Annotated in this window: 7 protein-coding genes; 5 read left to right on the top strand and 2 right to left on the bottom strand. The window is 69.8% G+C overall.

All coding sequences use genetic code 11. The features are described 5' to 3' along the window. The first annotated feature begins 189 nt into the window (after positions 1-189). Complete coding sequence (locus tag AB0M59_RS06830; protein WP_364609916.1) at positions 190-807, top strand: bifunctional DNA primase/polymerase; 618 nt, start codon at positions 190-192, stop codon at positions 805-807. A 100-nt stretch (positions 808-907) separates the two neighbouring features. Here the strand turns inward: AB0M59_RS06830 and AB0M59_RS06825 are convergent, their stop codons facing one another. Then, entirely contained in the window at positions 908-3,370 is a 2,463-nt protein-coding gene (locus AB0M59_RS06825; protein ID WP_364610696.1) for a DEAD/DEAH box helicase, read from the bottom strand. Positions 3,371-3,727: 357 nt separating this feature from the next. On the opposite strand from AB0M59_RS06825, the gene AB0M59_RS06820 reads away from it, so the two are divergent. From AB0M59_RS06820 to AB0M59_RS06810, 3 genes are all read left to right on the top strand, one after another. Further along, positions 3,728-6,022 (top strand): sodium-translocating pyrophosphatase, encoded by a 2,295-nt coding sequence (locus AB0M59_RS06820; protein ID WP_364609913.1) that lies wholly within the window; start codon positions 3,728-3,730, stop codon positions 6,020-6,022. Between the two features lie 256 nt (positions 6,023-6,278). Continuing rightward, entirely contained in the window at positions 6,279-6,755 is a 477-nt protein-coding gene (locus AB0M59_RS06815; protein WP_364609910.1) for a hypothetical protein, read from the top strand. A gap of 51 nt (positions 6,756-6,806) precedes the next feature. Continuing rightward, complete coding sequence (locus AB0M59_RS06810) at positions 6,807-7,457, top strand: hypothetical protein (protein ID WP_364609907.1); 651 nt, start codon at positions 6,807-6,809, stop codon at positions 7,455-7,457. An 18-nt stretch (positions 7,458-7,475) separates the two neighbouring features. On the opposite strand, the gene AB0M59_RS06805 is transcribed toward AB0M59_RS06810, so the two are convergent. Next, positions 7,476-8,282 carry a serine protease gene (locus tag AB0M59_RS06805; RefSeq protein WP_364609904.1) on the bottom strand — a complete coding sequence of 269 codons (807 nt, stop codon included), beginning with the start codon at positions 8,280-8,282 and terminating at the stop codon, positions 7,476-7,478. 307 nt (positions 8,283-8,589) lie between these two features. Here AB0M59_RS06805 and topA point away from each other — a divergent pair, with 307 nt between their 5' ends. Next, a complete protein-coding gene (topA, locus tag AB0M59_RS06800; RefSeq protein ID WP_364609901.1) occupies positions 8,590-11,469 on the top strand; it encodes a type I DNA topoisomerase in 2,880 nt (959 codons plus the stop codon). The last annotated feature ends 102 nt before the right edge of the window (positions 11,470-11,571 follow it).

Below are 11,571 nucleotides of genomic sequence, written 5' to 3'. Positions count from 1 at the left end.
TCACCGTCGATCCGCGCCGCCGGGTTCGGTCGGGCGGTACGGACTACCGGGCGTTCATCGCCGCGTAACCACCGGTTGTCGCGCGGGGGTTCCGGGCAATGTGCAACTTGCCGTTAAGTGAGATGTGCGACACCACGGCAGCGTTTAGCGGGGGTCGCGGGGAGAACCGGAACCTAAGGCAGGAAGACAATGTTGGACGCGAATTGGCCGGACAGCTGGCGAGGTGCTTTCCGCATCGAACTGCGGGCGGAGGCGATCGGTCTCGCCTGGCGCGGCTGGCCGGTGCTCCCGGGTGTCGACCCCGCACCGCTGACCGGCGGCGACGACCTCACCTGGCGGCGCCCGGTCCCGGCCAGTGAGAACTGGCGCGAGCAGATCGGCACCCACGCCCACGAGGTCGCCACCTGGTTCTCCGACCGCACTCACAGCCTGCTCGTCGCGACCGGCACCGTGCTCGACGCCATCGAGGTCGACGACGAACTCGGCAAGCGCGCCTGCCGCCTGCTGCGTGCCCTCGGCCACCCCGCGCCCATCGTCGCGATGCCGAACGGCCGCTGGCTCTTCCTCACCACCGTCGCCGACCACATCCCGGCCGAGCTGGCGACCCGCGCTTCGATCCAGTGGCACGGCAAGGACAGCTACATCCCGCTGCCCCCGTCGCCGTTCCAGCACGGTGTCGTGCACTGGCGCGTCAAGCCCGAGGTCTGCGGCTGGCAGCTGCCGGACGCCGCCGAGGTGCACGACGTCCTCGTCCGTGCGCTCGCCGGCGCCGACGCCGCGCAGCTGGTTCAGACCACCGCGGCCTAATCGTCAAACGACCGAGTCACCCGAACCACCGCCGCCGGCCGGTCCCAACCCGGCCGAGGCGGAGCAGGACACAACTCCATGAACCACCAAAGTGGCCGTCTCAAGCGCCGTGTTGACGCAACGCCCCGAGCACGGTGCCCAGGACAGCCACTGCCCCCGCCTTGTCCAGCGGATCGTTGCCGTTCCCGCACTTCGGCGACTGGACGCAGGACGGGCATCCCGTCGGGCACTCGCAGGAGACGATCGCCTCCCGCGTAGCGACCAGCCACGGGACAATCGCGGCATAACCGCGTTCGGCGAATCCCGCACCCCCGGGATGGCCGTCATGCACGAACACCGTCGCCTCCCCGGTGTCTTCGTGCCACGCGGTACTCACCCCGCCGATGTCCCATCGGTCGCACGTAGCGAACAGCGGTAGCAGGCCGATCGCCGCGTGCTCGGCGGCATGCAGGGCACCGGGGACCCGTGCCGGAACCAATCCGGCACCCCCCGGTGCCCTGCCACCCCCGTGAACGGGCCCCCGACCGTTCGCCAGGGGTTCCTCCCCGGTCCCCACCGGCCCCGCAGATTCGGTCCCCACCCGATGGCCCCCGGTCCCCGCCACGCCATCAGCCGAAACGCCCGAGCCGCTCGAAAGCGCCGAGCCGGCCGAATCCCGCGCCCCATCGGTCCCGAGCAGCTCCGACGAGATCGTGTACCAGACCGCCCGCGTACGCAGGCTCTGCTCCGGCAGGTCGAGCGGCGTGTGGTCCAGCACCTCACCCGACGGACGTCGCCGCAGGTAGCCGACCACCTGGGACGTCACCGCCACCTCGCCCAGGCACACGCTCACCCCGCCGAAGTCCTGCTTCTCCTGCGTACTCAGCACCGCGATGTCCACGATCTCGCGCGGCGTCGTCGTCCAGTCCGGGTTCTCCGCGTGGACCATCGCCAGCCCCTGCTCCAGGTCCAGCTCGTCGACGACGTACGACGACCCCTGGTGCAGGTACACCGCGCCGGGGTGGACCGCGAAGCACGCCGACCCCGGGTCGACCGTTCCCAGCATCCGCCCGGAGTCCGACTCGACCACCGCGATCTGCTCGCCGCCCGTCCCGCGGATCCCGACCTCGGCGTGCGGCCGATCGCGGGACGTCCAGTACCAGCCGCTCGACCGGCGCCGCAGCAACTGCTGCTCCGCCAGCTCGGTCAGCACTTCCTGGGCCGCCGCGCCGCCGAACATCTCCAGCTCCGGGAGCGTCAGCGGCAGCTCGGCCACGGCGCACGCGAGCTGCGGCGCCAGCACGTACGGGTTCGCCGGGTCGAGCACCGCCGTCTCGACCGGACGGTCGAGCAACGCCGCCGGGTGGTGCACCAGGTACGTGTCGAGCGGATCGTCCCGCGCCACGAACACCACCAGCGCCGAGTCGCCGGAGCGGCCCGCGCGCCCGGCCTGCTGCCAGAACGACGCGAGCGTGCCCGGGTAGCCGGCCAGCACCACCGCGTCCAGCCCCGCGATGTCGACGCCGAGCTCCAACGCGTTGGTCGTCGCGACACCCAGCAGACGCCCCGACAGCAACGCTGCCTCCAGTGCCCGTCGCTCTTCCGGGAGATAACCAGACCTATACGCCGCAACGGTTTCGGCCAAAGCGGGGTCCACTTCGGACAGTATGCGACGCGCACCCAGCGCGGCCAGCTCCGCACCCCGCCGCGACCGGATGAACGCCAGTGACCGGGCGCCTTCGACGACCAGGTCGGCCAGGATCCGCGACGTCTCCGCGCCCGCCGAACGCCGGACCGGCGCGCCGTTCTCCCCGGTCAGCTCCTCCAGCAGCGGCGGCTCCCACAACACGACCGTCCGCGCGCCGCGCGGAGAAGCGTCGTCCGTCACCGCGGAGCAAGGCACACCCGTCAACCGCGAAGCGAACGAAGCAGGCGAAGCCGTCGTCGCCGAAGCGAGCACGAACACCGGCGAAGCGCCGTAATGCTCGGCGACGCGCCGAAGCCGGCGAAGCAGCAGCGCGACGTGCGAGCCGAAGACGCCGCGGTAGCTGTGGCACTCGTCGACCACCACGCAGCTGAGCCGCCGGAAGAACTGCGCCCACCGCCCGTGCTGCGAAAGGATCCCGCGGTGCAGCATGTCCGGGTTGGTGAACACCCAGTTCGCGTGCGCGCGCACCCAGTCGCGCTCCACCATCGGCGTGTCCCCGTCGAACGACGCGGCCCGGACGCCGGGGACGTCCAAAGAGGACACCGACCGCAGCTGGTCCGCCCCGAGCGCCTTGGTCGGCGACAGGTACAGCGCGTTCGCCTTCTCGCCCGCGGCCAGCCGGGACAGCACCGGCAGCTGGTAGGCCAGCGACTTGCCCGACGCCGTGCCGGTCGAAATCACGACGTGACGACCTTCGTACGCGTGCGCGGCCGCCTCCGCCTGGTGCGCCCAGGGAGCCGAGACGCCGCAGTCACGCAGCGCAGTCACCACGGCCGGATCGACCCATGACGGCCACTCTGCGTAGCGCGCGTTCCGGCCCGGCAGGTCCGCGACGTGCGTGACCGGATCCTCGCGCGACGGGATGCCGGCGGTCACCCGCCCCAGCAGCCGCCGCCCCCGTGAGTCGTCCACCAGCCGAGCTTCGCACAGGGGTCCGACAGTTCTCGCATCCCCAAGCGATCCCCAAGCGCGCCAACGGATCGGCGGACGAGTGATCGATCAAGTGAGGAGCCTCACAAGGTAACGGAATGTACCGTCACCGGGACGGCGTGAAGACGCTGGTTGCGATACCAATACACTCCCGCAATCCACACCCTCTGTGGTGAGCGTCATGTGAGACGTGCGTTGCTGCCCGGCTAGCGTGTCGCTCCGTACAGGGTCCATGCCAGCGTCGGCCGTGTCGAACCCTCGGCTCGTCGACGCTGGCGATCGGCGACGTCTCCTGGAGGACGAATGTCACGGCAGTTCCTCGCGGAGGGCGGGTCCATCACGCTCTCCGGAGGTGGCTACACGATTGTCGGTGTAGTCGCCGTGGTCGCGCTTGCCGCACTCGTCATCGGCTACGTCCTGCTCAAGGAGGTGCTGGCCGCGGGCCAGGGCACCGCCAAGATGCAGGACATCGCCAAGGCGGTGCAGGAAGGCGCGGCCGCTTACCTCAAGCGGCAGCGGAACACCCTCGCCATTTTCGGCGTGATCGTGTTCCTCCTGCTCTTCGCACTTCCCGCCGACGACTGGAACGAGAAGATCGGTCGTTCGATCTTCTTCCTGGTCGGTGCGGCGTTCTCGTTCGCGATCGGTTACCTCGGCATGTGGCTGGCCACGCAGGCGAACCTGCGCGTGGCCGCCGCGTCGCGTGAAGAGGGCGGCCGAGAGGTCGCGATGCGCGTGGCGTTCCGCACCGGTGGTGTGGTCGGCATGATCACCGTCGGCCTCGGTCTGTTCGGTGCCGCGGTCGTCGTGCTGGTCTACACCGGCCAGGCGCCCAAGGTGCTCGAGGGCTTCGGCTTCGGCGCCGCCCTGATCGCGATGTTCATGCGTGTCGGCGGCGGTATCTTCACCAAGGCCGCCGACGTCGGCGCGGACCTGGTCGGCAAGGTCGAGCAAGGCATCCCGGAGGACGACCCGCGCAACGCCGCGACCATCGCGGACAACGTGGGTGACAACGTCGGCGACTGCGCCGGCATGGCCGCGGACCTCTTCGAGTCCTACGCCGTCATGCTGGTCGCCGCGCTGATCCTGGGCAGCACCGCCTTCGGCGTGCACGGCCTGATCTTCCCGCTCATCGTGCCGGCCATCGGTGTCATCACCGCGGTCATCGGTGTCTACATCACGAAGGCGCGCGCGGGCGAAGGCGGTCTCGTCACGATCAACCGCTCCTTCTACATCTCCGCGGTCATCTCCGCGGTGCTGTCGGCGATCGCGGCGTTCGTGTACCTGCCGAGCAGCTTCTCCGACTTCGGCGCGGGCTTCGAGAACTCGGGCAACCCGGCGGTCATCGCGACCATCGCGGTGATCATCGGCATCGTGCTCGCCGCGATCATCCTGAAGCTGACCGGCTACTACACCGGCACCGAGTACAAGCCGGTCAAGGACGTCGCGCAGACGTCGGAGACCGGTGGCGCGACCGTCATCCTGTCCGGTATCTCGGTCGGTTTCGAGTCCGCTGTGTACACCGCGCTGGTGATCGGCGCGGCCGTGTTCGGCGCGTACCTGCTGGGCGGCGGCGTCGCTCTGTTCGCCGTGGCGCTGGCCGGTACCGGCCTGCTGACCACCGTCGGCGTCATCGTCGCGATGGACACCTTCGGCCCGGTTTCGGACAACGCGCAGGGCATCGCCGAGATGTCGGGCGACGTCGACGAGAAGGCCGCCCAGATCCTCACGGAGCTGGACGCGGTGGGCAACACCACCAAGGCCATCACCAAGGGCATCGCGATCGCGACCGCCGTCCTCGCGGCGACCGCGCTCTTCGGCTCGTACTCCGACGCGATCACGAAGACGCTGTCGGGCATGGGCAACGGCGTGGTCACCGGCCTCGACGCGAGCAAGTCGTTCGTCAACTCGATCGTCAGCCCGAACACGCTCGTCGGCGTGATCATCGGTGCGGCCGTGGTGTTCATGTTCTCGGGTCTCGCCGTCAACGCGGTTTCCCGCGCGGCCGGCGCGGTCGTCTACGAAGTCCGTCGCCAGTTCCGCGACATCCCGGGCATCATGGAGGGCACCACCCGCCCCGAGTACGGCAAGGTCGTCGACATCGTCACGCGCGACTCGCTGCGTGAGCTGACGACGCCGGGTCTGCTGGCGGTCTTCGCCCCGATCGCGGTCGGCTTCGGCCTGGGCACCGGCGCGCTCGCCGGCTACCTGGCCGGCGCGATCGCCTGCGGCACCCTGATGGCGATCTTCCTCGCCAACTCCGGTGGCGCGTGGGACAACGCGAAGAAGCTGGTCGAAGACGGCAACCACGGTGGCAAGGGCTCGTCCGCGCACGAGGCCACCATCATCGGTGACACCGTGGGCGACCCGTTCAAGGACACCGCCGGCCCGGCGATCAACCCGCTGATCAAGGTCATGAACCTGGTCTCCGTGCTGATCGCGCCCGCCGTCGTCCAGTTCTCGATCGGTCCGGACGAGAACGCCGCCGTGCGCATCATCATCTCGCTCGTCGCGGTCGCCATCATCGTGGCGGCGATCGTGGTTTCGAAGCGCCGGGGGACGGTCCTTTCCGACACCCCGACGGAGATCAAGGCCTGACGCACACCGACTCCGGGCCCGGCACGCAGCGTCGCGTGCCGGGCCCGGGGCGTGTCGGGTCATCCCACCCAGGCTCGGCGACTTGCGAAGCGGCACCGAGTCGGTACCGTCGGCCCTTCCGGGACGTCGTCGAGCAGGAGGTCTTGTGCGGCCGCGGTCAACCGTCTTAGCCGCCCTAACCACGACGATCACCATCGGCATCGCCGGCTGTGGGCAGCAAACCCCGCAAGCGCCGGCGCGGGACCAAGGTCTGTCGGTGACGACCGTGGTGCCGCAGGCCGATTCCGCGGCGAGATGGGCGGACGCCTACTGCGGCGCGGTGACGCACCTGGTCCGGACCCTGGCGGCGCTGCCCACCGTCGATCCGAGCACGCCGCAGCAGGCGTCCCGGACCTCCAGTGACCTGCTCTCCTCGGTGGTCGGCGGGCTCGACCAGAGCCTCGCCGGACTGAACGCGCTCGGCGCGCCACCGGTGCCGTCGGCGGACGGTGGCCGCGAGGACGTCATCGGCCAGTTCGCCACCATCCGCGAACAGGCCGAAAGCGCGCGCCAGCGCATCGACGCCGTCCGTGGCGACGCAGGGGCGACCAAAGAGGCCCTCGGCGAGGCCAAGGCCACGCTCGACCGCATCGACGCCCTCGACTATCTCAAGGGCCTCAAGGACGTCCCGGCCCTGGAGGCGGCCGAGCAGCGCGCTCCCGCCTGTCGTCAGCTGGATCAACCACCTCGGTGAAGATCGGCGTGACCACTGCCACTGATCGAACTTGTGTTCTAGTATGGCGCGGTGGATCGGACGATCTCCCTCTTCTCCGCCGAGGCCAGCGGGCCGGGTCTGGGCGACCTGGCCGGGCTGTTGTGCTGCCACGGCCAGATCACCGGCTTCGGGCGCACGGCCGCCCGGCTGTCGGTGGTCGTCGAGGAGCCGTGGCGAGCACACATCCTGGCGCGCGAATTCCGCTGCCGCGGCGCGGACGCCCAGGTCTCCAAGGCCGACTGCGGCAATCCGCAGGTTCGGACGTCGTTCCGGGTCGACCTGCTCCCGTTGGCCCTGCGGTGGCTGCGTGAGGGCTGCGCTGGCCCGGTCGAGGACGACTCGGGCAAGGCGGTGCCGGACGGCTTCCGGCTGAGCGGGGCGATGCTGCGGATGTGGGCGCTGGCCGGCGGCCGCCCCGGCACGCAGGGTTACTTGCTGGGGGTCGACCCCTTGGCGCCCGGCATGCACGAGCGGCTGGTCGAGGCGCTGACGCCGCTGGGCGTCGCGGCGAAGCTGACCGGCCCGAAGGTCGAGGTCCCGGCCGTCAAGGTCACCGGGAAACGCCGGTTGGAGGCGCTGCTGGAACTCATCGGGGAACCACCGCCGGGCGCCGAAGCGGTGTGGCCCGGCGCGGCGCCGCAGCCGGTCCCGCACCCGGAGGCCGTGACGAGCACGGCCTGACCGGGCGCGGGCGGCGCGTCAGGGGCGGGGCAGCGTGCAGCCGGCCTGGGTGAGGGCGATCTCGTTGGCCGCGGTGAGGCACGCGGGAATGCCGTAGGTCTCCTGGCCGTAGTTCGTCAGGTGGTGGACGGTGACGTTCCCGGCCTGGTCGACCTCGCACGGGTTGTTCTCCGTGCACCGCTGGCCGTCCTCGTTGCCGGTGTTGTTCACGCCGACGACCTTGCCGCCGGAGACGATCGGCGAGCCCGACGTGCCGCCGATGGTCTGGCAGGCGGACGTGTAGCGGATCGAGTCCTTCCAGGTCCAGCTGCCCTCCTTGAGCCGGTAGACGAAGCCGTCGACGCTGCAGGAGTAAATCCGCTTCCAGTAGCCCGACACGACGTCGATCGCGGCGCCGGCGGACGGGTGGGCGTTCGACAGCTCGAGCGGCGAAATGCCGTAACTGGACTTGATCTGCGCGTAGGTGGTGGTGAGCTGGTAGAGCGACACGTCGGTGTCGGTCATCGTCCCGTAGACGATCTTCTTGGCCCGCAGCGTGCCCGCGTTGCCGCCGCTCGCGTTGAGCAGGGTGAACGTCCGGCTGGACGTCCGGTTGGTGATGACCTGCCCGGGCCCCGGGAAGCCGGTCTCGAGGCAGTGCCCGTTGGACATGACGAGCGCGGGTGCGGTGTCGGGGGTCGCGGCGGGCTTGACCACCGAACCCGAGCAGTTGGACAGGGCTACCGTGCCGGCGAAGTTCGCCGCGGCCGCGCTCGCCGGAGTGGTCCCCAGTAATACTGTGGCGGTCGCGGCGGTGAGCAGGGCGCCGAGGAGGCGTCGAGTCATGGCGGATCCTTTCGGCTGGGCGGGGGATCCAGTGAAGCGGTGACGTCCCCGCGCCCACCACCGTCGAACGGAGGGTATCCGGACGGTCACGCGCTAGGCTGCGCGGGACGTGGCACAAATCACGTGGCAGGTACGTTGGGGAAACATCGTCGAGGTCAGCGGCGATGCGCTGGGCACAGGACCGGCGGCGTGTTGGGCCACCTCCACGCCGTCCGGGCTGCGACAGCGTGCACACTGACAGGTCGAGACACGGGCTCGGACCCTCACGGGGACCGGACGTGGTGCAGTTCCGCGGCGGCGGGACGAGATGAGCGGAGAGCAGGACAGCGTGGCAGGAGCACGGACCAAGAAGACCGGGGCATCGGCGGACAACGGCGCCGGGCACCGGCGGCTGGTGATCGTCGAGTCCCCGACGAAGGCCCGCAAGATCGCCCCCTACCTGGGCGGCGGTTACGTCGTCGAGTCCTCCGTCGGGCACATCCGCGACCTGCCGCGTGGTGCCGCCGACGTGCCCGCCCAGTACAAGGGCGAGGCCTGGGCGCGCCTCGGCGTCGACGTCGACAACGACTTCAAGGCCCTCTACGTGGTGACCCCGGACAAGAAGTCCAAGGTCACCGAGCTCAAAAGCCTGCTGAAGGACGTCGACGAGCTCTACCTCGCCACGGACCCCGACCGCGAGGGCGAGGCCATCGCGTGGCACCTGCTCGAGACGCTCAAGCCGAAGGTCCCGGTCCGCCGGATGGTCTTCCACGAGGTCACCGAGCAGGCCATCCTCGCGGCCGCCGACTCGACCCGTGAGCTGGACGCCGACCTCGTCGACGCGCAGGAGACCCGCCGCATCCTCGACCGCCTCTACGGCTACGAGGTCTCGCCGGTGCTGTGGAAGAAGGTCATGCCGAAGCTTTCGGCGGGCCGCGTGCAGTCGGTGGCGACCCGGATCGTCGTCGAGCGCGAGCGAGAGCGGATGCGCTTCACGTCGGCGTCTTACTGGGACATTTCCGCGACGATGGACGCCGGTGAAGAGGCTTCGCCGCGGAGCTTCCCGGCGCGGCTCGTCGCCGTCGACGGCGCACGCCTGGCCACCGGCCGCGACTTCGGCTCGGACGGGCAGCTCAAGTCCTCGAACAACGAGATCCGCGTGCTGGCCGAGGCCGACGCGCGGCGCTTGGCCGACGCGCTGAAGCAGCGGGACTTCAAGGTCTCGAGCGTCGAAGAGAAGCCGTACACGCGGAAGCCGTACGCGCCGTTCATGACGTCGACGCTGCAGCAGGAGGCGGGCCGCAAGATGCGGTTCACCTCGGAGCGCACGATGCGGATCGCGCAGAAGCTGTACGAGAACGGCTACATCACCTATATGCGTACCGACTCCACGACGCTGTCGGAGTCGGCGATCTCGGCGGCGCGCAGCCAGGCCACGCAGCTGTACGGCAAGGAGTACGTCTCGCCGTCGCCGCGCCAGTACACGCGCAAGGTCAAGAACGCGCAGGAGGCGCACGAGGCGATCCGGCCCTCGGGCGAGGTCTTCCGCACGCCGGGCCAGGTCGCGAGCGAGCTGGACACCGACGAGTACCGCCTCTACGAGATGATCTGGCAGCGCACGATCGCGTCGCAGATGGCGGACGCCAAGGGCACCACGATGTCCGTGCGCATCGTCGGCAACGCGACTTCGGGCGAGGAGTGCACCTTCGCGGCTTCGGGCCGCACGATCACCTTCGCGGGCTTCCTGAAGGCGTACGTCGAGGCGGTCGACACCGAGACCGGTGGCGAGGCCGACGACAAGCAGAGCCGCCTGCCGGTGCTGGCGAAGGACCAGGCCCTCACCGCGACCGAGCTGAGCCCGGACGGGCACACGACGTCGCCGCCGGCGCGGTACTCCGAGCCGAGCCTGGTCAGCAAGCTGGAAGAGCTGGGCATCGGCCGCCCGTCGACGTACGCGTCGATCATCAAGACCATCCAGGACCGCGGCTACGTCTGGAAGAAGGGCTCCGCGCTCGTTCCGTCGTGGGTCGCGTTCGCCGTGATCGGCCTGCTGGAGCGGCACTTCGAGCGGCTGGTCGACTACGACTTCACCGCCGGCATGGAGGACGAGCTCGACCGCATCGCGTCCGGCAACGAGCAGCGCGCGCAGTGGCTGTCGAAGTTCTACTTCGGCGGCGACATGGGCGTCGACGGCTCGATCGGCCGCCTGGGCGGGCTGAAGAAGCTGGTCGAAGGCAGTGTCGAGGACATCGACGCGCGGGAGATCAACTCGATCCCGCTGTTCAGCGACGCCGACGGGCACACCGTCGTCGTCCGGGTCGGACGCTACGGGCCGTACCTCGAGCGCGAGGTCAACGGCGAGTCGCAGCGCGCGAACCTGCCCGAGGACCTGCCGCCCGACGAGCTCTCGCAGGAGATCGCGGAGAAGCTGTTCGCGACGCCGCAGGAGGGCCGCACGCTGGGCACCGACCCGGTGAGCGGGCACGACATCGTCGCGAAGGAAGGCCGTTTCGGTCCGTACGTGACCGAGGTGCTCCCGGAGATCGAGATTCCCGAGGACGCCACGCCGGCGCAGAAGAAGGCCGCCAAGGCGAAGGCGCCGAAGCCGCGTACGGGTTCGCTGTTCAAGTCGATGGACATCGAGACCATCACGCTCGAAGACGCGCTGAAGCTGCTTTCGCTGCCGCGCGTGGTCGGCAAGGACCCGGAGTCCGGTGACGAGATCACGGCGCAGAACGGGCGCTACGGGCCGTACCTGAAGAAGGGCACGGACTCGCGTTCGCTCTCGACCGAGGACCAGTTGTTCTCGATCACGGTCGAAGAGGCGTTGAAGATCTACGCCGAGCCCAAGCAGCGCGGGCGTTCCGCCACGGCGAAGCCGCCGCTCAAGGAGCTCGGCGAGGACCCGGCGTCGAAGAAGCCGATGGTCGTCAAGGAAGGCCGGTTCGGCCCGTACGTGACCGACGGCGAGTACAACGCTACCCTGCGGAAGGGCGACGAAATCGAGTCGCTGACCGCCGAACGGGCGTCCGAGCTGCTCGCGGAGAAGCGGGCGAAGGGGCCGGCGCCGAAGCGGAAGGCGCCGGCGCGGAAGCCGGCTTCGACGACGGCGAAGACGGTCAAGGCGGGCACGAGCAAGACCGCCAAGGCCGCGACCGCCAAGTCCACCACGACGAAGCGCAGCTCGACCGCGACGAAGGCCAAGTAAGACCGCTCGTGAAGGCCCCCGGTGCGCTGGGGGCCTTCACGGCGTCCGGCCACACTTTCGGGTGACACCTCGAACGGATGTTCGGGAAATTGTCGGTGGTCC

The organism is Amycolatopsis sp. NPDC051371 (genome assembly GCF_040682155.1).
Taxonomy (GTDB): domain Bacteria; phylum Actinomycetota; class Actinomycetes; order Mycobacteriales; family Pseudonocardiaceae; genus Amycolatopsis.
This window is presented reverse-complemented; position numbering and strand designations above follow the sequence as displayed.